General features: G+C 74.7%; 18 protein-coding genes. 7 read left to right on the top strand and 11 right to left on the bottom strand.

Annotated elements, in window-relative coordinates:
• Positions 1 to 10: 10 nt before the first annotated feature.
• Positions 11 to 1198, bottom strand: a complete 1188-nt coding sequence (gene mycP, locus ACZ7IF_RS13935; protein ID WP_470969034.1) for a type VII secretion-associated serine protease mycosin — start codon at positions 1196 to 1198, stop codon at positions 11 to 13.
• The gene (locus ACZ7IF_RS13940) at positions 1195 to 1989 is read right to left on the bottom strand and encodes a hypothetical protein (RefSeq protein WP_470969041.1); all 795 of its coding nucleotides are present in this window, start codon (positions 1987 to 1989) and stop codon (positions 1195 to 1197) included. Before ACZ7IF_RS13940 ends, mycP begins: the two co-directional genes overlap by 4 nt.
• 441 nt (positions 1990 to 2430) lie before the next feature.
• Between ACZ7IF_RS13940 and ACZ7IF_RS13945 the strand changes: the two genes are divergently transcribed.
• A complete protein-coding gene (locus ACZ7IF_RS13945; protein WP_470969047.1) occupies positions 2431 to 3624 on the top strand; it encodes an amino acid deaminase/aldolase in 1194 nt (397 codons plus the stop codon).
• Positions 3625 to 3646: 22 nt separating this feature from the next.
• Here ACZ7IF_RS13945 and ACZ7IF_RS13950 read toward each other — a convergent pair whose 3' ends face one another.
• The 4 genes from ACZ7IF_RS13950 to ACZ7IF_RS13965 all read right to left on the bottom strand — a co-directional run bounded on the left by ACZ7IF_RS13950 (position 3647) and on the right by ACZ7IF_RS13965 (position 8605).
• Positions 3647 to 4939 carry a haloacid dehalogenase-like hydrolase gene (locus tag ACZ7IF_RS13950; protein ID WP_470969051.1) on the bottom strand — a complete coding sequence of 431 codons (1293 nt, stop codon included), beginning with the start codon at positions 4937 to 4939 and terminating at the stop codon, positions 3647 to 3649.
• A gap of 97 nt (positions 4940 to 5036) precedes the next feature.
• On the bottom strand, positions 5037 to 5828 hold the full coding sequence (locus tag ACZ7IF_RS13955; RefSeq protein ID WP_470969057.1) for a 3-oxoacyl-ACP reductase: 792 nt from the start codon (positions 5826 to 5828) through the stop codon (positions 5037 to 5039).
• A 5-nt stretch (positions 5829 to 5833) separates the two neighbouring features.
• Positions 5834 to 7198, bottom strand: coding sequence for an aldehyde dehydrogenase family protein (locus ACZ7IF_RS13960; protein ID WP_470969062.1), 1365 nt, complete (start codon positions 7196 to 7198; stop codon positions 5834 to 5836).
• A 33-nt stretch (positions 7199 to 7231) separates the two neighbouring features.
• Positions 7232 to 8605 (bottom strand): glutamine synthetase family protein, encoded by a 1374-nt coding sequence (locus ACZ7IF_RS13965; protein ID WP_470969069.1) that lies wholly within the window; start codon positions 8603 to 8605, stop codon positions 7232 to 7234.
• Between the two features lie 77 nt (positions 8606 to 8682).
• On the opposite strand from ACZ7IF_RS13965, the gene ACZ7IF_RS13970 reads away from it, so the two are divergent.
• The 4 genes from ACZ7IF_RS13970 to ACZ7IF_RS13985 all read left to right on the top strand — a co-directional run bounded on the left by ACZ7IF_RS13970 (position 8683) and on the right by ACZ7IF_RS13985 (position 12697).
• Positions 8683 to 9429 (top strand): FadR/GntR family transcriptional regulator, encoded by a 747-nt coding sequence (locus tag ACZ7IF_RS13970; protein WP_470969076.1) that lies wholly within the window; start codon positions 8683 to 8685, stop codon positions 9427 to 9429.
• A 151-nt stretch (positions 9430 to 9580) separates the two neighbouring features.
• The gene (eat, locus tag ACZ7IF_RS13975; protein ID WP_470969083.1) at positions 9581 to 11047 is read left to right on the top strand and encodes an ethanolamine permease; all 1467 of its coding nucleotides are present in this window, start codon (positions 9581 to 9583) and stop codon (positions 11045 to 11047) included.
• 46 nt (positions 11048 to 11093) lie between these two features.
• The gene (locus ACZ7IF_RS13980; RefSeq protein ID WP_470969090.1) at positions 11094 to 11831 is read left to right on the top strand and encodes a gamma-glutamyl-gamma-aminobutyrate hydrolase family protein; all 738 of its coding nucleotides are present in this window, start codon (positions 11094 to 11096) and stop codon (positions 11829 to 11831) included.
• Positions 11832 to 11917: 86 nt separating this feature from the next.
• A complete protein-coding gene (locus ACZ7IF_RS13985; RefSeq protein ID WP_470969096.1) occupies positions 11918 to 12697 on the top strand; it encodes a hypothetical protein in 780 nt (259 codons plus the stop codon).
• 32 nt (positions 12698 to 12729) lie between these two features.
• On the opposite strand, the gene ACZ7IF_RS13990 is transcribed toward ACZ7IF_RS13985, so the two are convergent.
• The gene (locus tag ACZ7IF_RS13990) at positions 12730 to 13650 is read right to left on the bottom strand and encodes a LysR family transcriptional regulator (protein WP_470969101.1); all 921 of its coding nucleotides are present in this window, start codon (positions 13648 to 13650) and stop codon (positions 12730 to 12732) included.
• Between the two features lie 70 nt (positions 13651 to 13720).
• Here ACZ7IF_RS13990 and ACZ7IF_RS13995 point away from each other — a divergent pair, with 70 nt between their 5' ends.
• Positions 13721 to 14842, top strand: coding sequence for a TDT family transporter (locus ACZ7IF_RS13995; protein ID WP_470969108.1), 1122 nt, complete (start codon positions 13721 to 13723; stop codon positions 14840 to 14842).
• 162 nt (positions 14843 to 15004) lie between these two features.
• Here the strand turns inward: ACZ7IF_RS13995 and ACZ7IF_RS14000 are convergent, their stop codons facing one another.
• The 4 genes from ACZ7IF_RS14000 to ACZ7IF_RS14015 form a co-directional block, all read right to left on the bottom strand.
• Positions 15005 to 15724, bottom strand: a complete 720-nt coding sequence (locus ACZ7IF_RS14000) for a helical backbone metal receptor (RefSeq protein WP_470969113.1) — start codon at positions 15722 to 15724, stop codon at positions 15005 to 15007.
• A 4-nt stretch (positions 15725 to 15728) separates the two neighbouring features.
• Positions 15729 to 16277, bottom strand: coding sequence for a helix-turn-helix domain-containing protein (locus ACZ7IF_RS14005; protein ID WP_470969327.1), 549 nt, complete (start codon positions 16275 to 16277; stop codon positions 15729 to 15731).
• Positions 16278 to 16526: 249 nt separating this feature from the next.
• On the bottom strand, positions 16527 to 18515 hold the full coding sequence (locus tag ACZ7IF_RS14010; protein ID WP_470969118.1) for a Dyp-type peroxidase: 1989 nt from the start codon (positions 18513 to 18515) through the stop codon (positions 16527 to 16529).
• Between the two features lie 128 nt (positions 18516 to 18643).
• On the bottom strand, positions 18644 to 20044 hold the full coding sequence (locus tag ACZ7IF_RS14015; RefSeq protein WP_470969124.1) for a galactose oxidase-like domain-containing protein: 1401 nt from the start codon (positions 20042 to 20044) through the stop codon (positions 18644 to 18646).
• A gap of 195 nt (positions 20045 to 20239) precedes the next feature.
• Here ACZ7IF_RS14015 and ACZ7IF_RS14020 point away from each other — a divergent pair, with 195 nt between their 5' ends.
• The gene (locus ACZ7IF_RS14020; RefSeq protein WP_470969332.1) at positions 20240 to 21145 is read left to right on the top strand and encodes a 5'-3' exonuclease; all 906 of its coding nucleotides are present in this window, start codon (positions 20240 to 20242) and stop codon (positions 21143 to 21145) included.
• Positions 21146 to 21172 lie beyond the last annotated feature (27 nt).

A 21172-nucleotide genomic window follows, 5' to 3' on the forward strand; every position in this document is an offset into this window, starting at 1 on the left:
TCAACCGACCCTATCCCGACGTGTCCCGGCGTGCGGCGCGCGGGCGCCGGGCCAGTACGGCGGCCAGCACCAGAAGGGCCGCTCCCCCGGCCGCGGCCGCCGGGACCCCGGGCACCTTCCGGCGCCCGCCGGGGCGGGCCTGCTCGGGGCCGGGGCCGAAGTACCGCCGCCCGGCGGGGACGGCGGCCGGGACGGGCGCCTCGGGGCGCAGCGCGGAGCCGGCCTGGAGCGCGGCGACGGCGTCGACCGTGCCGTGACCCCGGCCGTCGTCGCGGCCGCCGGCCGGGCGCTCGGCGGCGGTGTCCTCCAGCAGTTTCTTGACCTGCGCCGGGGACAGACCCGGGTGGGCGGCCTTGACGAGGGCCACGGCGCCGGACACGAAGGCCGCGGCGGCGCTGGTGCCCCAGCCCTCGTAGTAGGAGCGGTCGGGGTCGGCGATGACCACGTCGACGCCGGGGGCGCTGACGGTGGCGTACCAGTGGCGGGTGGAGAAGGGCGCCTTGCGGCCCTGGCGGTCGACGGCCGCGACGGCGATGACGCCGGGGTAGGCGGCGGGGTAGGAGGTGTGGTCCCCGCGTTCGCCGCCGTTGCCCGCGGAGGCGACGACGACCACGCCCTTGCCGAGTGCGTACTGGACGGCCTCGTCCTCGGCGGCCTCGTGGTGCGCGGAGTCGCTGTCGTCGCCGAGCGAGAGGTTGATCACGTCTGCGCCGTGGTCGGCGGCCCAGCGGATGCCCTCGGCGAGGGCGCCGGACTTGCTGTCGCGGGCCTTGTTCCGGCCCGGGTCGCCCTCCTCCAGGATCACCCGGACCGGCAGGATCTTCGCGTGGGGCGCGATGCCGAGGACCCCTTGCGAGCGGTCGGGGCCGTGGCCCCGGCCCGCGATGATGCTGGCCATCGCGGTGCCGTGGCGGGCCCAGGCGCGGTCGCCGCGGCCGGCACCCATGCCGACGAGGTCGGTGCCGTCGAGGACCTGGCCGGTGAGGTCGGGGTGGGTGGCGTCCACGCCGGTGTCGAGGACGGCGACGGTGACCCCCTCGCCCTGGGTGGTGCCCCAGGCCTCCTCGGCGCGCAGGGCGAGCAGTCCCCACTGCCGGTCGCGGATGGTGTCGGCGGCGGCGGGGTGGGCGGCGGTCACGGCGAGGAGGGCGGCGGCGAGGCCGGCGGCGGCTGCGGCGCGGAGGGGGTTCGGGTTCATCGGGCGGACCCCTTCGACGGTGCCGCGCCCGGCGCCGCGTCCGGGGCGGCGAGGGCGGTGAGGGCCTGTACGACCCGGTCGGCGGCGGCCTTGGCGTCGTGGCCGAGCCCGGCTTCGGCGACGGTCCCGGTGGCGCCCTGGCGGACCGCTTCCTCGGCGGGGACGGGCGCGTCGACGGTACGGCCGTCGGCGAAGGCGGAGACGGCGTAGACGACGGCCGGGGCCTCGGCGGAGACCGTCGCCGTCCAGGCGGCGCGGCGCGCGTCGGCGTACTCGTAGGCGGGCGGGACGCCCAGGCGGCCCCGGAGGGCGGCCATGGCGGCGGCGTCGGCGGGGGTGAAGACCAGGCCGACGCTGACGAGGGAGCTGCGGGTGGCGTCGGTGTAGGTGGCGCGGAGCACGCGGGTGCAGCCGGTGGCGGCGAGCGCGGTCCGCCAGTCGGCGGGCAGGGCGGCCGCGCAGTCGGCGTCGGGCGCGAGGGCGATACGGGTCCAGCTGCGGTCGGCGCCGCCGGGGCCGGCTTCGGGGGCGTCCAGTACGGGGGGCAGGAGGCTGTCCACGGGGGCCGACCGCCACAGCGAGGCGGCCTGGCGGTAGGCGGCGCCGGGGGGCAGGGGGCGGTGCGCGGCGCGGTGGTCGCTCCAGGCGGTGGCGGCGGCGCTGGCGAGGAGGGCGGTGCCGAGGAGGGCGCACGCCGCGGCCGTGACGACCCTGACGGGGTGGCGGCGGGGCCGGTGCGGCGGCGGGCCGGGGGCGTCCAGGACCTCGGTCCGTGGTGTCGTCGTGGTCATGCGGCGGCTCCGCCCCCCGTTCCGTACGGCTGCCTGCCCGTACTCTACGGGGCCGTTGCCCCGGCGGGGCCCTGGCCCCGGTGGGCGCCGGCCCCGCCGGCCGCACCGCTGCGCGGGGCCGTCCCCTACCCGCCCTTCCACCGTTCCCCGGGCCGCGCCCGGACCCGTCCTGGGGGTCCGCCCCCGGACCCCCGCGCCCCAAACGCCGGCGAGGCTGGATTTCGCGCAGCGGAGTTCCAGCCCTCGCGGTGTTTGAGCGCAACGGAGCCCGCGGCACTCCCAGCCCCGCCGGCGCTTGAGGCGCGGGGTCAGGGGCAGCGCCCCTGGGAACGGTGGAAGGGCGGGTAGGGGACCTCGCCCCGCGCAGCGGCGGCACCCGCACACCGCCCGGCCGGGGCAAGGGCCTACCCACCGGTAGAAGCGTCTGGCAAGCTGCCGCCCATGACTTCGGACCGGGCCCGGTACGACCGGGCGACCGCGCATCTGGACGCGCCCCTCGCCATCGTGGACCTGGACGCCTTCGACGCCAACGCCGACGACCTCGTCCGGCGGGCCGGCGGGAAGCCGGTGCGGGTGGCCAGCAAGTCCGTGCGGTGCCGGGCGCTGCTCGAACGGGTCCTGGCGCGGCCCGGGTTCGCGGGGATCATGTCCTACACCCTCGCCGAGTCGTTGTGGCTCGCGCGGTCCGGGTTCGAGGACGTGCTGCTCGCCTATCCGTCCGCCGACCGGGCCGGTTTCGCGGAGCTGGCCGGGGACGCGAAGCTGGCGCGGGCGGTCACCGTGATGGTGGACGACCCGGCGCAGCTGGAGCTGATCGACCGGGCGCGGGACGGCGGGGCCGAGGAGGTCCGGGTCTGCCTGGAACTGGACACCGCCCTGTGGTTGTTCGGGGGGCGGGTGCGGGTCGGGGCGCGGCGGTCGCCGCTGCGGGAGCCCGGGCAGCTGGCGGAGCTGGCGCGGGCGGTGGCGTCGCGTCCGGGGTTCCGGGTGGTCGGCCTGATGGGCTACGAGGGGCACGTCGCCGGGGTCGGGGACGCGCCGGCCGGGCGGCCGGTGCGGTCGCGGATGATCCGGCTGATGCAGAGCACGGCCCGCAAGGAGCTGGCCGTGCGGCGGGCGGAGGCGGTGCGCGCGGTACGGGCGGTGGTGCCGGACCTGGAGTTCGTCAACGGCGGCGGTACGGGGAGCGTGGCGGAGACCGCGGCCGAGGGGGCGGTGACGGAGATCGCCGCCGGGTCGGGGCTGTACGTGCCCCGGCTGTTCGACAACTACACGACGTTCCGGGGGCGTCCGGCCGCGCTGTTCGCGCAGCCCGTGGTGCGGCGGCCCGGGGTGGGGGTGGTGACGGTGCTGGGCGGGGGCTATCCGGCCTCGGGGGCGGCGGGCGCCGACCGGCTGCCGGTGCCGTACCTGCCGGCGGGGCTGCGCTACGACCCGCAGGAGGGTGCGGGCGAGGTGCAGACCCCGCTGCTGGGGAGCCCGGCCGACGACCTGCTGATCGGCGACCGGGTCTGGTTCCGGCACGCGAAGGCCGGGGAGCTGTGCGAGCGGTTCGACACCCTGCACCTGGTCGAGGGGGACCGGGTGACCGCTTCCGTTCCGACCTACCGGGGTGAGGGGCGGACCTTCCTCTAGCCCCTTCCTCCAGCCCCTTCCTCTAGAAGACGGTGTCCGTCTGGTCGGGGACGACGCTGCCGTCGCCCCGGCGGACGGGTCCCTGCGTGCCGTCGTGGTCGGTGTACCCGGTGGTGGAGCAGGGGTAGGGGCCGGTCTTCTGCTTCTTCGGTTCGATGAACATCGGGTTCACGATCCACTTGCCGTCGCTGTCGTCGTAGGCGCGGCACATGAGCTCGTTCTTGTTGCGGTTGAGCACCAGGCGCAGGGCGGTGGCGTCGCGCAGGAAGGAGACGTCGGTGTCGGAGTCGCCCGCGGCGAAGACCTGGCGGCGGGCGGCCGGCTGGACCTTCTCGGCGGCCTTGCCGCGGACGCCGAAGATCTCCTTGTTGATCCAGCAGCGCTTGCCGTCGATGTAGGTGGTCATCGTGTCGGCGCCGTCGGGGACGGATCCGCAGCCCTGGAGGTGGGCGGTGAGCCTGCCGTCGCGGGTGGTGTTGCGTATGCCGATGACGTGGTCGGCGTCGATGCCGGCGCCCCGGGCCCAGACCTCGACGACGGGCTGCGGGGACGCGGAGCTGATCCAGACGTCGAAGCCGGCGCGCCGGAGCTTCCCGATCAGGTCGCGCTGCTGGTCGTAGTAGCGGACCCAGCCGGTGGCGGTGCCGGTGCCGACCTGCTGCTTGGTGCCGATGGGCGCGGCGAGGTTCTCGGTGCGGGCGGCGGCCGCGAAGCCGCGTACCTCGCGGGCGGTCCAGCCCTGCGTCAGCTGGGCCAGCCAGGCGTAGCCGGGTTCGGTCGTGCGGCGGTCCCAGCCGGCGAAGGCGGCTGTGCCGGTACGCGTGGCGGCGGTGCCGTAGACGGCGTTGATCTCGTCGGCGCAGGCGGCGCCGGCGGGGGTGCCGGTGGGCAGGGGGGTACCGGGGCGGGCGAGGGGGCCGCAGGCGGTGGCGAGGGCCCGGGCGGCGGCCGGGGTGAGGTGGCGGCTGGTGGTGGTCCAGTCGCCGCCGGCGGGCTGGCGGATCTTCCCGTTGCGCAGGAGCCAGAACATGGTGGCGTCGCCGACGTCGTTCTTGACGACGGTGTTGTCCCAGTCGAAGACGGCGACGGGCTTGGCGCGGCCTGGGCGGTACGGGTCGCAGCTGCCGTACCGGTCGATGAGCTGCTGGAGGCGGGCCTGGTTGTCGCCGTACCAGCCGGCGGCGAGCTTCGGGGTGGTGCAGGCGGGGTGGGCGGCCCGGGCGGGGCCGGCGGCGGCGAGGGCGCCCGTGGCGATGAGGGCGGCGGCGCCGGCGGCCTGGAACCGGCGTCTGGTGCTGGGTCGGGGCACTGGCACTCCTTGTGGGGGGCGTCGCGGACGGTGGAGCACGACAGCCGGGCGTCGTGCGACGCCCGGCTGTCGGGTGGGGGGTGCGGGGTGTGGGGCCCGGGGTCTACAGGGGGGTGACGTACGCGCCGGAGATGCCGCCGTCGACCAGGAAGTCGGTGGCGTTGATGAAGGAGGAGTCGTCGCTGGCGAGGAAGGCGACGGCGGCGGCGATCTCGGTGGGTTCGGCGAACCGGCCGAGCGGGATGTGCACCAGGCGGCGGGCGGCGCGCTCGGGGTCCTTGGCGAACAGCTCCTGGAGCAGCGGGGTGTTCACGGGTCCCGGGCAGAGGGCGTTGACGCGGATGCCCTCGCGGGCGAACTGGACGCCGAGTTCGCGGGACATGGCGAGGACGCCGCCCTTGGAGGCGGTGTAGGAGATCTGGGAGGTGGCGGCGCCCATGATGGCCACGAAGGAGGCGGTGTTGATGATGGAGCCGCGGCCCTGGCGCTGCATGTAGGGGAGGGCGGCCTTGCAGCAGAGGTAGACGGAGGTGAGGTTGACGTCCTGGACGCGGCGCCAGGCGTCGAGCTCGGTGGTGAGGATGGAGTCGTCGTCCGGGGGCGAGATGCCGGCGTTGTTGAAGGCGATGTCGACGGAGCCGTAGGTGTCGAAGGCCGTCTTGAAGAGGGCGTCGACCTGCTCCTTGTCGGTGACGTCGACCTGGACGAAGGTGCCGCCGACCTCTTCGGCGGCGGCCTTGCCGGCGGCGGGGTCGATGTCGGCGCAGACGACGTTGGCGCCCTCGGAGGCGAGGCGGCGGGCGGTGGCGAGGCCGATGCCGCTGCCTGCTCCGGTGATGACGGCGGTGCGGCCGACCAGGCGGCGGCAGACGATCTCTTCGGTGCGGTCGGTCATGGGGTTCAGGCCTCCGTGCTGATGAAGACGTTCTTGGTCTCGGTGAAAGCGGTGAGTGCGTCGGGTCCGAGCTCGCGGCCGAGTCCGGACTGCTTGTATCCGCCGAAGGGGGTCCAGTAGCGGACGCTGCTGTGGGAGTTGACGGAGAGGTTGCCGGCCCGGACGGCGCGGGAGACGCGCAGGGCGCGGCCGACGTCCCGGGTCCACAGGGAGCCGGAGAGGCCGTACTCGGTCGCGTTGGCCAGGCGTACGGCGTCCTCCTCGTCCTCGAAGGGCAGGATGACGGCGACCGGGCCGAAGACCTCCTCGGCGGCGACGGGCGCGGTGGGGTCGACGTCCGTGACGAGGGTGGGCGGGTACCAGAAGCCGGGTCCCTCGGGGGCCTTGCCGCGGACGGCGGTGAGGTCGTCGGTGACGTAGGAGCGGACGCGGTCGAGCTGGGCGCGGGAGATGAGCGGGCCCATCTGGGTCTTCTCGTCGAGCGGGTCGCCGACGGCCACCGACTCGATGCCGGGGGCGACGAGTTCGAGGAAGCGGTCGTAGGCGGAGCGCTGTACGAGGATCCGGGTGCGGGCGCAGCAGTCCTGGCCGGTGTTGTCGAGGAAGGCCATGGGGGCCGCCGCGGCCGCGGCTTCGAGGTCGGCGTCGGCGAAGACGATGTTGGGGCTCTTGCCGCCGAGTTCGAGGGTGACGCGCTTCACCCGGTCGGCGCACTTGGCCATGATCTGCTTGCCGACGCGGGTGGATCCGGTGAAGACGATCTTCGCGACGCCGGGGTGTTCGACGAGCGCGTCGCCGGCGACCGCTCCGTGGCCGGGGAGCACCTGGAAGAGGTGTTCGGGGATCCCGGCTTCGAGGGCGAGTTCGGCGAGGCGCAGGGCGGTGAGGGGGGTGGTCTCGGCGGGCTTGAGGATGACGGCGTTGCCGGCGGCGAGGGCGGGTGCCAGGCCCCAGGCGGCGATCGGCATCGGGAAGTTCCAGGGGGCGATCACGCCGATGACGCCGAGGGGTTCGAGGAAGGTGACGTCGATGCCGCCGGCCACGGGGATCTGGCGGCCGGAGAGGCGTTCCACTCCCCCGGCGGCGAAGTCCAGGAGGTCGCGGACGTTGCCGGCTTCCCAGCGGGCGTTGCCGATGGTGTGGCCTGCTTCGCGGACCTCCAGCTGCGCCAGTTCCTCGATGTGTCCGTCGACGACCGCGGCGAAGCGGCGCAGGAGCCGGGCCCGGTCCGCGGGGGGTGCCGCCGCCCAGGCGCGCTGGGCCCTGGCGGCCCGGGCGACGGCGGCGTCGACGTCGTCCCGTGTGGCGGCCGGGACGACGGCGACGGTTTCCTCGGTGGCCGGATTCAACACTTCCAGCGCATCGGACACGTGGGTGCCTCTCTGGTTTCGGTTCGTGGGGTCTTACAGGCGTTCGAAGGAGCGGCGCAGCTCCCAGTCGGTGACCGCGGAGTCGTACGCGTCGAGTTCGACGCGGGCCATGTTGCGGTAGTGGGCGACGACCTCGGGGCCGAAGGCGGCCTTGGCGATCTCGCTGTTCTCCCAGAGTTCCGCGGCCTCGCGCAGGGTGGCGGGGACGTGGGCGTAGTCGGCGGTGTAGGCGTTGCCGGTGCAGGGCTCGGGGAGTTCCAGGCGGTTCTCGATGCCGTAGATGCCCGCCGCGACCAGGCCCGCGACGGCGAGGTAGGGGTTGACGTCGCCGCCGGGGAGGCGGTTCTCGAAGCGGGTGGAGCGGCCGTGGCCGACGACGCGCAGGGCGCAGGTGCGGTTGTCGAAGCCCCAGGCGACCGCGGTGGGGGCGAAGGATCCCGGGCGGAAACGCTTGTACGAGTTGATGTTCGGGGCGTAGAGAAGGGAGAAGTCGCGCAGTGCGGCCAGCTGGCCGGCCAGGAAGTGGCGCATCACGGTGGACATGCCGTGTTCCTGGTCGCCGTCGGTGCCGGCCATGGCGTTGCGTCCGTCGGAGTCGGTGAGCGAGAGGTGGATGTGGCAGGAGTTGCCCTCGCGCTCGTCGTACTTGGCCATGAAGGTGAGCGAGACGCCCTCTTGGGCGGCGATCTCCTTGGCGCCGGTCTTGTAGACGGCGTGCTGGTCGCAGGTGGTGAGCGCCTCGTCGTAGCGGAAGGCGATCTCGTGCTGTCCGAGGTTGCACTCGCCCTTGGCGGACTCGACGACCAGGCCGGCGGCCTGCATCTCGTTGCGGATGCGGCGCAGGAGGGGCTCGACGCGGCCGGTGCCGAGGACGGAGTAGTCGATGTTGTACTGGTTGGCGGGGGTCAGGCCGCGGTAGTTGGTGTTCCAGGCCTGTTCGTAGGTGTCCTGGAAGACCATGAACTCCAGCTCGGTGCCGACCATGGCGGTGTAGCCGAGTTCGCCGAGGCGCTCCAGCTGGCGGCGCAGGATCTGCCGGGGAGCGGCGACGACCGGGGAGCGGTCGTTCCAGGCCAGGTCGGCCATGATGAAGGCGCTGCCGGGGTTCCACGGGATGCGGCGCAGGGTGGCGGTGTCGGGGTGCATGGCGAAGTCGCCGTAGCCCCGGTCCCAGGAGGACATCTCGTAGCCGTCGACGGTGTTCATGTCGGTGTCGACGGCGAGGAGGTAGTTGCAGCCCTCGGTGCCGTGGGCGAGGACCTCGTCGAGGAAGAACTGTGCGGCGAACCGCTTGCCCTGAAGACGTCCCTGCATGTCGGGGAAGGCCAGGACGACTGTGTCGATCTCACCGCTCGCGACGAGGGCACGGAGCTCCTCGGGCGCGAGCGGCGGCATGCGGTCTACCACTGGAATCTCTCCTTCGGTGAGCCGAGGAGGCCTAAGGTATTGAATAGAACCATTGCTTGGGAAGGGGAGGAACCGAGATGACCGACACGGAGAGCGGCGGTGGCGCGATCGCGCGGCTGAATCCCGTGCTGCGGCAGGTGCGGGCGGGCAACGGTTTCGAGGAGGCCCTGGAGCAGATCCTCCAGGTCGTCCGGCTGGGTCTGGTGCCGGGCGGGGAACGGCTTCCGCCCGAGCGGGAGCTGGCGGAGCGGATGGGGATCAGCCGGGTCACCCTGCGCGAGGTGCTCAAGGTGCTGCAGGACCAGGGCCTGGTGGAGGCCCGGCGCGGCCGGTACGGCGGAACGTTCGTCCTGGCCCGCCCCGACACCCCGGCCGGCGGCACCGAGGAGGAGCTGCGGCGGCGCGTGGCGGGGGTGGACATCGAGGACGTGCTGCGCTTCCGCGAGGTGCTGGAGGTGGGCGCGGCCGGGCTGTGCGCCTCGCAGGGGCTGTCCGGGGAGGAGGCCGGGCGGCTGCTGGCCGCGCTGGCGGCCACCCACGACGCCCCGCTCTCCGAGTACCGCCGCCAGGACACCCTCTTCCACCTCGCGCTGTGCGAACTGGCCGGCTCCGCCACGCTGACGGCCCAGTACGCGGCCGTCCGGGCGACCGTGAACGACCTGCTGGACTGCATCCCGCTGCTGGTGCGCAACCTGGAGCACTCGCAGCAGCAGCACACGGCCCTGGTGGAGGCGGTGCTGGAGCGGGACGCCGAGGGGGCCCGGGCGGTGATGCGCGAGCACTGCTGCGGGACGGCGGCCCTGCTGCGCGGGTTCCTGGCCTGAGGCGGGCGGGGCGGGCGGGGCTCCGGGGGCGGGTGGTGACGGCGGGGGCGGGGAGGTTTTCGTAACCGCTGTTTAACGCAGGGGTCTTGCGCGCTCCCCACCCTTGACGCAAAGGTACGCCTCACAACCATTGCCCTAGGCAGGAGCGCACATGGCCGACGACATCGCACCCGTGCCCGTATCCGCACCACCCGCCGCGAAGGGCGACGCCGACGCCGAGTACCTGGAGCGCCGGACCCTGCGCCGCGGCAGCGCCGGCTGGCTGCTGCTGACCGGGCTCGGCGTCGCGTACGTCGTCTCCGGCGACTTCTCCGGCTGGAACGTGGGCCTGGACAAGGGCGGTTTCGGCGGCCTGGCCATCGCCACCGTCCTCATGGGCGCCATGTACGCCTGCCTCGTCTTCTCCCTCGCCGAACTGTCGACGATCCTGCCGACGGCGGGCGGCGGCTACGGCTTCGCCCGCCGCGCCCTCGGCCCCTGGGGCGGCTTCCTCACCGGCACCGCCATCCTCATCGAGTACATCCTGGCCCCGGCGGCCATCGTCATCTTCATCGGCGACTACGTCGAATCACTGGGCCTGTTCGGGCTGACCTCCAGCTGGCCGGTCTACCTCGGCTGCTTCGTCATCTTCATCGGCGTGCACCTGTGGGGCGTGGGCGAGGCGCTGCGCTTCAGCCTCGTCGTCACCGCCGTGGCGGTGGCCGCGCTGCTGATCTTCGCGCTCGGCGCCCTCACCGAGTTCGACGCGGGCTCCCTGGACGACATCGCCGTCGACACCAGCGCCTTCGGGTCGAGCTCCTGGCTGCCCTTCGGGGTCCTCGGCATCTGGGCCGCCTTCCCCTTCGGCATGTGGTTCTTCCTCGGCGTCGAGGGCGTGCCGCTGGCCGCCGAGGAGGCCAAGGACCCGGTCCGTTCCATGCCGAAGGCGCTCGCCATCTCCATGGGCATCCTCGCCCTGCTCGCCCTGATCACCTTCTTCGCCGCCACCGGCGCCCAGGGCGCCGACGCCGTCAAGACCGCGGGCAACCCCCTCGTCGTCGCCCTGGAGGGGGACGGCGGGCCGACCGCGCTCAGCCGCTTCGTCAACTACGCCGGACTCGCCGGGCTGGTCGCCTCCTTCTTCTCCCTCATCTACGCCGGCTCCCGCCAGCTCTTCGCCCTCTCCCGGGCCGGCTACCTGCCGCGCTTCCTTTCACTCACCTCCGAGCGCAAGGCCCCGTACCTCGGACTGGTGATTCCGGGCGCCATGGGATTCGCCCTCGCGGCGGCCACCGGCAACGGTGCGCGGATGCTGAACATCGCGGTGTTCGGCGCGACGATCTCGTACGCCCTGATGGCCCTGTCCCACATCGTGCTGCGCCGCCGCGAGCCCGGCCTGGACCGGCCGTACCGCACCCCCGGAGGGGTCCTGACCTCCTCCGTCGCCTTCGTGCTCGCCCTTTCGGCCCTCGTCGCCACCTTCCTGGTGGACAAGGACGCGGCACTGATCGCACTCGCCGTGTACGCCGTCGCCCTCGCCTACTTCGCGATCTACAGTCGGCACCACCTCGTGGCCTCGGCACCTGAAGAAGAGTTCGCCGCGCTTGCGGAAGCCGAGGCGGAGTTGACCCGCGACTGAGAGCCTTGTCCCGCCCCTTGATACGGCACCATCCTGGAGGTAATCCGTGCCCAGGCCGCTCATCGGCATCACCACCTACGTGGAGGAATCCACCCGTTACAACGTGTGGGACCTTCCGACGTCCCTCGTCCCCTCCGGGTACTACGAGCTGGTCCAGGCGGCGGGCGGCGCGGCCGTGCTGCTGCCGCCGGACGAACCGGAGCGGGCGGCGGAGGTGCTGAGCCGGCTCGACGGCCTCATCGTCTCGGGCGGCCCGGACGTGGACCCGGTGCGCTACGGGGCCGCGCGCGACCCCCGTACGGGTCCCCCCGCGCGGGTCCGCGACGAGTGGGAACTCGCCCTGATCGGGGCCGCCCTGGACTCCGACCTCCCCGTGCTGGGCATCTGCCGCGGCATGCAGGCGCTGAACGTGGCCCTGGGCGGAACGCTGATCCAGCACATCGACGGCCACGTCCACACCCCGGGCGTCACCTCCTGGCACCCCGTCAACCCGGTGGCCGGCACCCGCTACGCGGAGCTGGTCCCGGAGAAGGCGGAGGTCCCGACCTACCACCACCAGGCCGTGGACCTCGTGGGGCGCGGCCTGGTCGTCTCGGCGTACGCGGACGACGGCACGGTGGAGGCGATCGAGGACCCCGACCGCTCCCGCTACGTCCTGGGCGTCCAGTGGCACCCCGAGCGGGACAAGGACACCCGGGTGATGGCCTCCTTCGTCGAGGCGGCCGGCGCCCGCCGGACCGAGCCCGTGCCGGTCCCGGTCCCGGTCCCGGTCCCGGTCTCCTGACGTCCGCCCGCGGGCCGCACGGATCCCCGTCGTGCGGCCCGCGGGCACGAATGGCCCCGCCGGCGGGCGGCGCGCACGCTGGGAGGGTGCGCGCGGAAGGCTACGGCACGGCCACCGGTCCGGTGTCCGGGTTCCTGGGGAACCCGGTCGTCGGGATGGCGCCGTGGATCGTCTTCTCCCTGCTGGTCGGACGGGGACGGTTCGAGATCGCGGTGGGGACCGCCCTGGGGGCGGCCCTCGCCCTGGTCGTCCTGGGCCGGCTGGTGCACCGCGGCAGCTCCTGGAAGCTGCTGGAGGTGGCCGACGTGGTGTTCTTCGCCGCCCTCGCCGTCATCGGCGCCCTGGCGAGCGACGGCACGCTGCGCTGGCTGGAGACGTACGCCGGGGAGATCGCGAACCTCACCCTGACGGTGATCGCCTTCGGCTCCATGGCGGTCCGGATGCCCTTCACCCTCCAGTACGCCCGCGAGCAGGTCGACCCCGCGCTGTGGCACGCGCCGGCCTTCCTCCGCACCAACTACGTGATCACCGGTGTGTGGGGCCTGGCCTTCCTGGTGGCGGCCCTCGCGGGCGGCTACGGGGACCTGGTGCTGCACAACCCCGACAACATCTGGACCGGCTGGATCATCCAGGTCCTGGCGATCGTCGCCGCCCTGCGGTTCACCGTCTGGTACCCGGACGTCGTCCGCGCCCGCGCGCGCGGCGAGGCGGCACCGGGCGGGGCCTCGATGCTGCTGCCGCTGGCGGGGCTGCTGGTGCCGGTCGGCATCGCGGTGCTGGTCTTCGACGGCAACGTGTGGTGGCTGGGCGTGGCCCTGATCGTCGCGGGCGGGCTGCTGACGAAGGCCCTCCGGGCCCGGACCTGAGCCGGGCCACGCCCTGCCCCGCCGGACAGCCCTCAGCGCCTCCGGGTCAGCGACAGCAGGTCACGGGCCGGCCCCGCCGGGCGGGTGCCCGTCGGCCAGACGGCACGCAGGGCGCGGGCCAGGGCGGCGCCCGGCACGGGGACCGAAACCAGGCGGCGGGCCGCCAGCTCGTCCACCAGCGCCAGCTCCGACAGGACGCACGGCCCGGCCCCGCTCAGCGCCGCCGCCTTGACGGCGGTCGTGGAGGCCAGCTCCAGCAGCGGCTGGGCCAGCCCCCCGCAACCGGCGAGCGCGGCGTCCAGGACCTGCCGCGTACCCGAGCCCCGTTCCCGCAGGATCAGCGGGCTGCGGGCCAGCTCCGCCGGATCCACCCCCTTCGAGCGGCGCGCCCACGGGTGCGTCGGGGCCACCGCCACCACCAGGCGGTCCTGCGCGATGACGGCCGAGTCCAGCCCGTCCGGGACGCTCAGCCCCTCCACGAAGCCGAGGTCGGCCTCGTGCGCCAGGACCCGCTGGGCGACGTCGGCGGAGTTCCCGGCGTGCAGGGACACCGCGGTGTCGGGCCGCTCCCCGCGCAGGGCGATCAGCCACCCGGGCAGCAGGTACTCGGCGATGGTCATGCTGGCCGCCACCCGCAGCCGCGAGTCCCGCCGGCCCCGCAGCGCCTGCGCGCCCGCGTCGAAGGCCTCGGCCGCCTCCACCACCCGCCGCGCCCAGTCGGTGACGAGCGCGCCCTCCGCCGTCAGCGTCGAGCCGCGCGGCGAGCGGTCCACCAGCGCCACCCCGAGCCGCGCCTCCATGGCGCGGATGCGGCTGCTCGCCGCCGGCTGCGTGATGCCCAGCCGCCGTGCGGCCCCGCTCAGGCTGCCGACCCGGGCCACCGTGAGCAGCAGTTCCAGCGCGCCCAGGTCCGGCACGCGGTGCGCGAGCGGGACCGACTCCTCGTTACCCATAACATCAGTTTATGGCCTCATAGACATGTGGCCTCTGCCGTACGGCCCGCCCCGCCGGGACGCTGGACCCATGGCCACCACCGTCCTGCGCCCCCGCACCACCGCCGCACCCGTCCTGCGGACCCACAAGGTCCCGCGGCTGCGCCACCTCGCCCCGAACTGGTACGCCTCCGTCATGGGCACGGCGATCATCGCCAACGCCGGCGCGACCCTCCCGTACCAGCTCCCCGGTCAGCGCGTGGCCTGCCAGCTCGTCTGGGCGCTGTCCGCCGCGGCCCTCGCCGTGCTGCTGACCGCCCGCGCCGGGCACTGGAGGCACCACCGCGACCAGGCCCGCGCCCACCTCCTCGACCCCGCCGTCGCCCCCTTCTACGGCTGCCTCGCGATGGCCCTGCTGGCCGTCGGCGGCGGCACCCTGATCGTCGGCAAGGACCTGATCGGGACCTCCGCCGCCATAGCCGTCGACGCCGTGCTCTTCACCGCCGGCACCGTGATCGGCCTGGTCATGGCCGTGGTGGTGCCCTACCTGATGGTGGTGCGGCACAAGGTGGAGGCCTCCCAGGCCACCCCCGTGTGGCTGCTGCCCGTGGTCTCCCCCATGGTCTCCGCCGCCGTCGGACCCCTGCTGGTCCCCCACCTGCCCGCCGGCCAGGCCCGCGAGGGGCTGCTGCTGGCCTGCTACGCCATGTTCGGCATCAGCCTGCTGGCCACCCTGCTGCTGCTCCCCCTGGTCTTCGGCCGGCTGATCGTGAGCGGGCCCCTGCCCCTGGCGCTGACCCCGACCCTGTTCCTGGTCCTCGGCCCCCTCGGCCAGTCCACCACCGCCGTGAACCAGCTGGCCGACGTGGCCCCCGGCGCCATCGACGCCCCCTACGCCGGTGCCCTCGGCGCCTTCGCCGTGGTCTACGGGGTCCCCGTGATGGGCTTCGCCCTGCTGTGGCTGGCCCTCGCCGCGTCGATGCTGGTCCGGGCCGCCCGCGGCGGCATGGGTTTCGCGATGACCTGGTGGGCGCTGACCTTCCCCGTCGGCACCTGCGTCACCGGCGCCGCCGGCCTGGCCCGCCACACCGGACTGGACGCCTTCTCCTGGCTGGCCGCCGCCCTGTTCCTGGGGCTGCTGACCGCCTGGCTGCTCGCCGCCGTCCACACCCTGCGCGGCCTGTTCGCCGGCCGCCTGCTCCCCGCCGCCTAGGCCCTGTCCGGGCGATCTTCGCGGGCCCGCGACGTCCGGCACGGCACCTCGCCGCGTTGTCGGAGCGCGCGAGTACGGCCGAGTACGAGCTGCGCTCCTCCGCCTTGCGATGCACCGCACCAGACCCCGCGGCCTGATCCACGAAGATCGCCCGGACAGGACCTAGGGGGTGACCGCCGCAACGGCCGCCGCCAGCACCCGGGGGGCCTCCGCCAGGGAGGGCCCGTACCAGGTCAGGTGGCGGCCGCTGACGAGTGCGGCGGGCAGGCCCGGGAAGGCCTCCGGGCCGTCGTCGGCGGTGAAGGCGTACGGCTCGTCCGGGAGCACCACCAGGTCGCAGCCGCTCGCGGCGAGCTCCGCCACCGGCACCTTCGGGTACCGATCGGGGTGACCGGCGTAGGCGTTGCGCACCCCGAGCCGGGCGAGCAGGTCGCCCGCGAAGGTGTCGCGGCCGAGCACCATCCAGGGCCGCCGCCAGATCGGCACGAAGGCGGTGAGGTCACCGACGGGTTCCACCGCGGCCCAGGCCGCCTCGGCCCGGTCCAGCCACTCGGGCCGCTCCAGCCCCAGCGCCCCCACCAGCACCCGGTCCAGCTCGGCCAGCGCCTGCGGCAGGTCCCGGATCTCCGTGACCAGCACCTCCACCCCGGCCGCGCGCAGCGCCTCCAGGTCGGGGGCCCGGTTCTCCTCCTCGTTGGCGATCACCAGGTCGGGGCGCAGTTCCACGACCGCGCGTACGTCCGGGTTCTTCGTCCCCCCGATCCGCACCGCGCCCCCGAGGCCGGCCGGGTGCGTGCACCAGTCGGTGACCCCCGCCAGCACGCCGGGCGCGCTGACGGCCACCGCCTCGGTCAGGGACGGCACGAGCGAGACGACGCGCACCGGATCAGCGCCCCGGCGAGGGCGGCTCGGAGGTGGCGTGGATGTGGTCTCCGACGGCGACGACCAGCAGCCGGGTGTCCTCGCTGACCGCCCGCCAGCGGTGGCGCACCCCGCCCGACAGGAACAGCGCGTCCCCGCTCTCCAGCCGGTACGCCCGCCCCTCGGCCTCCACCTGGCAGGCGCCGGAGACCACGTACATCAGCTCGTCGTTGCGGTGCTGGTACTCGCGGCCGGCGTCCTGGTCGCCGGTGAACTCCAGCGCGTGCAGCTGGTGGTGGCCGCGCACGAGGGGGCGTACGCCCATCACCGGGGTGAACCCGGACTCGTCGCCGGCCCGTACGAGGTCCACGGTGCGCGCCGTGTCGGAGGCGGCCAGCAGCTCCACGGCCGTGGTCTCCAGCGCGTCCGCGACCCGCTCCAGCGAACGCATGCTGGGGCGGGCGCGCTCGTTCTCTATCTGGCTCAGGAAGGGGACGGACAGTCCGCTGCGCGCCGATACGGCGGCGAGGGTCAGGTGCAGCGCGCGGCGACGTTTGCGCACGGCGACGCCCACCCGCAGCGGCTCCTTGGAGTCCTTCTCCTTGTCGTTGGCGTCGGTCGCGCCCGCCCGCGCGGGCGCGTACTCCCTGCCGTCCGTGGCGTCCGCGATGCTTCCGTCTTCCTTGCCGTTCATGTCGGGGCTGCCCTCCCCTGTCCTCGTCGCACATCGGTGTGCTGTAAGCACCTTACGCAGCAACCGCCCCCGGATTCGCGCGCAAGAGCCCACCGGGCCGCGACCCGGTGGATTCCCGTGGTTCCCCGGTCACCCTACGTGGCCCCCGCCGGCGCGCCACAGCGCACGGTCGCCGTCGAGGACCACCACGTCACCGGCGGGGCGGACCAGCAGCCGGGCGCCGGGGTGGCCCGCGGTGCCGCTGCTCCACAGGTTCACGCCCGCGGCGGTGCGTACGCCCAGGTCGCCGTCGGCGGAGAAGACGGCCTCGTTCCCGGTGCCCTCGGTGCCCGCGCTCCACAGGCGGGTGCCGCCGGAGTCGAGCAGGACGAGGTCCCCGTCGGTCTGGAGGGCCAGGCGTACGCTGCCCGCGTCGAGGACGTCGCCGGCGCGCAGGACGGTGCCGCGGTGGACCTCCACGGAGCGGTCGAGCTCGCCTTCGGCCAGGGCGCGCAGGGTGGGCAGTGAGGGCGTGAAGGCGTAGAGGGCGCCCTCGGTGCGGACGAACCGGCCGAAGCCCAGGGTGGTGGCGCGGCTGCCGGTCGCGGACTCGGTCTCGAAGGTGACGGGGGATTCCGGGCCGAGGACCGGGTCGGCTCCCACGCGGGGGTTGCGGGCGGGCGGGAAGTCGAGGTCGTTGATCCACCGCTTGGTGAGGAACTCGAACTGCTGCACGAGGTCGGCCTGGTAGCCGACGAACACCAGGCCGCGCGGGGCCTTCTGCTCGTGGGCGGGGCGGTCGAAGTCGTAGGCGGGGCCGTACGGGATGCCGCGCCGGATGATCCGCCGTCCGTCCAGGTCGGCGGCGGCCAGCGGGGGCCGGCCCGGGACGGTGACGAGGCCGTCGCGCGGGTTGCCCTTGCGGATGTGCGCGAACAGCGGGGTGTGCCAGCCGTCGGGGTCGCCCGCGTACTTCAGGGCGGCGTCCGGGTCCGTGCCGAGGGGGGCGGGCTGCTCGGCGAGCGGGCAGCCCGCGACGGGGGTGCCGCCGGGCCAGCGGCCGACCAGGCGGGCGGCGACCCAGGTCGCGGTGGCCTCCGGCGGCGCGGCCCCGGCCTTCTTCAGTTCGGCCAGCCGCTCCCGTGCCTGGGCCCACCAGCCGGGGACGTCCTGGGCGAGCCGGCGGACCACCTGGAAGGAGCCCCCGGTGGCCCAGGCGGGCAGTCCGGCGGGCCGCCGCCCGGCCTTCTCCTGTCCCACGAGGAACTCCCCGGGCGGCACCAGCCGGGTCCCGGGCCTGCCCTTCACGGTGGTCGCGTCGGCCGGGTCGGGGGCGTGGAAGCCGCGTACGCCGGGCTGGCTGATGCCGTCGGAGAAGCCGAAGTGCTCGTGCCCCTTCAGCGCCCCGGGGAGCTTGCCGGCGTTCTGCCGGAAGACGACCTCGCCGCCGGCCGGGCCGAGGGCCTTCTTGTGGCGGGCGACCGCGGCGGCGAGCCGGGCGGGGTCGTCCGCGGAGAGGCTGAGTACGGCGTGCACGGCGCGTTCGGGCTCCTCGGCGCCGAACAGCCAGGAGCCGGGGGCGCTGTCGCCGGTGTCGCCGAGCTCCTCCGCGCGCTCGGCGGGTCCCTGCGCGAACGCCTCGGCGGTGCTGCCGGGGGGCAGGGCCGGGAAGGGCTCGCGACCGGCGAGCAGGCGCAGTCCGGCGTGGGTCAGGGACAGCCCGGTCCACTGGGCGGAGAGCCCGGCCGGGTCGGCGCCGCCCGCCTTGAGCCGGGCCGCGCTGAAGGCGGCGTTGAAGCGGGCCATCTCCTCGGTGGTGGAGATGTCCGGCAGCAGCCGGCCCAGCCAGGTCCGGGCCCGCGCGGCGTCGTGGAAGTGCAGGAGCAGCAGACAGGCGTGGTCCTTGCGGGAGCCCGCGAGGATGTCGCCCTGTGTGGTGCGGTCGGCGCGCAGGGGCAGGGCGGCGGACTGGGCGGGGGCCGGGGCGGGCCGGGCCGCCGTCCCCGGCGCTGCCGTCGCCGCCGGCGCCGCCGTCGCCCCGCCCGCGGCGTACGGGCACACGGCGAGCGCGGCGGCGGCCGCCGCCCCGGCCCGGATGACGGTTCTGCGGGCGGGGGTGAGGGGCTGCACGTCGTCCATCGGGTCTCCTGGGTGTGGGGCGGAGGAGGGCGGGAGGGGCGGTGGTCGGATCGGGTCGGGGGGTGACGGGTCGGCGGGTCGGGTCGGGTCGGGTCGGGTCGGGTCAGGTCAGGTCAGGTCGGGTCAGGTCAGGTCAGCCGGATCCAGCGCGCGACGCTGGGCACGCCCCTCGCGTCGAGGAGGAAGAGCATGTGGTGGCCGGGGGCCGCGTACGCGGACGGCGGCGGGGCCTGGAGGGTGAGGAGTCCGCCCTCCCTCCGCTCGATGCGCAGTTCGGCCTGCCTGCGGCCGGCGCCGGCGGCGTGCGGGGCGCCGGCCGGGGCCAGCAGCACGGCTCGCCGTACCCGGTCCGGGGTGCCGGTGCGCACCAGGAAGCGGTCCCCGGGGGCGAGGGGCACGGCCGGCACCTCGTCGAGCTCGGGCCGGGGCCCCTGGTGCAGGTAGGCGGGCTCGTAGATCTCGATGGTGCCGTGCATGCCGTCCCGGAGGTCCGCGTCGTGGGCGGTCTGCTGGAGTTCGTCGCCGGTGATCACGACGCGGCCGTCGGGCAGGACCAGGGCGCTGGAGTGGTGACCGCGGGGCAGCCGCTGCACCGGACCGAGCCGCCAGCCGCCCTTGGTGTCGCGCAGCTCCAGCTGGCGGTACCTCAGATCGGGTGCGGGGCTGAGCAGGCCGCTCGCGTAGTCGTGGATGTCGTAGGCGCCGCTCGCGGTGAGCAGGGTCCCGTCCGGCATCAGGACGGTGTTGTCGCCGGGGCGGCCGGCGGCGGGCGCGTACGAGGGGCCGGCGGCCGCGACGGGGTGCCCGAGCACGGGGAAGCGTTCCACCGCCGGGGCCCTGGTCCCCCACAGCGGCCCGGCCCCGCCCGGGAAGGCCGTCCGGCGGGCGGTGGCCGCCTCCTGCTCGCGGCTCCAGGTCTCGGTCCACGGGTCGAAGACCAGCGAGAGCCCGCTCCCGGCGGTGCCGCCGAAGACGCCGAGCCGGCCGCTGGGCAGGAGGGAGTGGCCGGTGCGGAAGAAGAGGCCGGTCGGGGGCGGGGTGACCTTCGTGAACGACCCGGCCCCGGTGCCCTTCGCGGGGTCCCAGAGGAAGGCGCGGCCGGCGCCGGTGTGCTCGAAGGAGAACAGCAGCACCTTGCCGGTGGGCAGCAGGGCGGTGTGCGCGCCGAAGTCCGGGGAGTCGAAGTACTCCGTGAACGCGCCGTACACGGCCGGGCGGAAGCCCGCGTTCGCCCTGGCTTGAGACTCCGTCAGGGACTTGAGGCGGGCCGCCCTGGCGGCGTCCGGGCGGTCGGCCTCGTCGCGCATCGCGAGGCGGGTACGGGCGTGCGCCTCGGCGTGCTCGGGGCCCAGGCCGCGCGACTCCGCCGGCGAGACCTCCCGGCGGACCCGCTCGCGCAGCTCGCCGGGGGTCTGCCGGGCGGGCGCGGCCGGATCCGGGGGCCCGTCGTGGGCCGCGGCGGAGCCGGCGGGGAGCAGGGACAGCACGGTGCTCGCGACGAGGGCGCGGGCGACTCCGCGACGGGGCATGCGGAACCCTCACAGGACGGGGGACGGGCACGGCCGGACGGGCGGAGCGCCCTGCCGGTGATCCACACCCTCCGCGAGGGTTCGCGAACGCGCGCGCCGGGCGAACTGTTTGAGTGATGATCAGGTCACCCGGGGTGACCCCGGGCGCGCCGTCGGCGGTGCGGCATCATCGTCTGCGTGACGACACGACGCCTGATGCTCCTGGACACCGCCTCCCTCTACTACCGCGCCTACTTCGGCGTGCCGGACTCCGTGAAGGCCCCCGACGGCACGCCCGTCAACGCCGTGCGCGGTCTGCTCGACTTCATCGGGCGGCTGGTGCAGGACCACCGCCCGGACGACCTGGTGGCCTGCATGGACGCCGACTGGCGGCCGCACTGGCGGGTGGAGCTGATCCCCTCCTACAAGGCGCACCGGGTCGCGGAGGAGACGGAGACCGGCCCGGACGTGGAGGAGACCCCGGACACCCTGGCCCCGCAGGTGCCGATCATCGAGGCGGCGCTGGACGCGTTCGGCATCGCCCGGGTGGGGGTCGCCGGGTACGAGGCGGACGACGTGATCGGCACCCTCACCGCGCGCGCCACCGGGCCGGTGGACATCGTCACCGGTGACCGGGACCTCTACCAGCTGGTGGACGACGCCCGGCAGCGCCGGGTGCTGTACCCGCTCAAGGGCGTGGGGAGCCTCCAGGTGACCGACGAGGCGTGGCTGCGCGAGAAGTACGGGGTGGACGGCCCCGGGTACGCGGACCTCGCGCTGCTGCGCGGTGACCCGAGCGACGGCCTGCCGGGCGTGCCGGGCATCGGCGAGAAGACGGCGGCCAAGCTGCTGGACGCGTACGGGGACCTGGCCGGGATCATCGCGGCGGTCGGCGACCCGAAGTCGAAGCTGACCCCCACCCAGCGCAGGCGCCTGGACGAGTCCCGCCCGTACCTCGCCGTCGCCCCGAAGGTCGTCCAGGTGGCCTCGGACGTCCCGCTGCCGGCCTTCGACCCGGCCCTCCCCCAGTCCCCCGCCCGCCCCGAAATGGTCGACGCGCTCGCCCATCGGTGGGGTCTGGGAGGAGCGATCTCACGCCTGAGCAGCGCGCTGCGCTCATGAGGTGCTAAGTTAGGTAATCCTAAGCTT

This window comes from Streptomyces sp. NPDC037421, assembly GCF_055602105.1.

Coding starts and splice junctions, on each gene's coding strand:
- ACZ7IF_RS14010 (WP_470969118.1), bottom strand. CDS start 18,515: ATGGACGACGTGCAGCCCCTCACCCCCGCCCGCAGAACCGTCATCCGG.
- ACZ7IF_RS14020 (WP_470969332.1), top strand. CDS start 20,240: ATGCTCCTGGACACCGCCTCCCTCTACTACCGCGCCTACTTCGGCGTG.
- ACZ7IF_RS13970 (WP_470969076.1), top strand. CDS start 8,683: ATGACCGACACGGAGAGCGGCGGTGGCGCGATCGCGCGGCTGAATCCC.
- ACZ7IF_RS13945 (WP_470969047.1), top strand. CDS start 2,431: ATGACTTCGGACCGGGCCCGGTACGACCGGGCGACCGCGCATCTGGAC.
- ACZ7IF_RS13940 (WP_470969041.1), bottom strand. CDS start 1,989: ATGACCACGACGACACCACGGACCGAGGTCCTGGACGCCCCCGGCCCG.
- ACZ7IF_RS13995 (WP_470969108.1), top strand. CDS start 13,721: ATGGCCACCACCGTCCTGCGCCCCCGCACCACCGCCGCACCCGTCCTG.
- mycP (WP_470969034.1), bottom strand. CDS start 1,198: ATGAACCCGAACCCCCTCCGCGCCGCAGCCGCCGCCGGCCTCGCCGCC.
- ACZ7IF_RS13990 (WP_470969101.1), bottom strand. CDS start 13,650: ATGGGTAACGAGGAGTCGGTCCCGCTCGCGCACCGCGTGCCGGACCTG.
- ACZ7IF_RS14015 (WP_470969124.1), bottom strand. CDS start 20,044: ATGCCCCGTCGCGGAGTCGCCCGCGCCCTCGTCGCGAGCACCGTGCTG.
- eat (WP_470969083.1), top strand. CDS start 9,581: ATGGCCGACGACATCGCACCCGTGCCCGTATCCGCACCACCCGCCGCG.
- ACZ7IF_RS13955 (WP_470969057.1), bottom strand. CDS start 5,828: ATGACCGACCGCACCGAAGAGATCGTCTGCCGCCGCCTGGTCGGCCGC.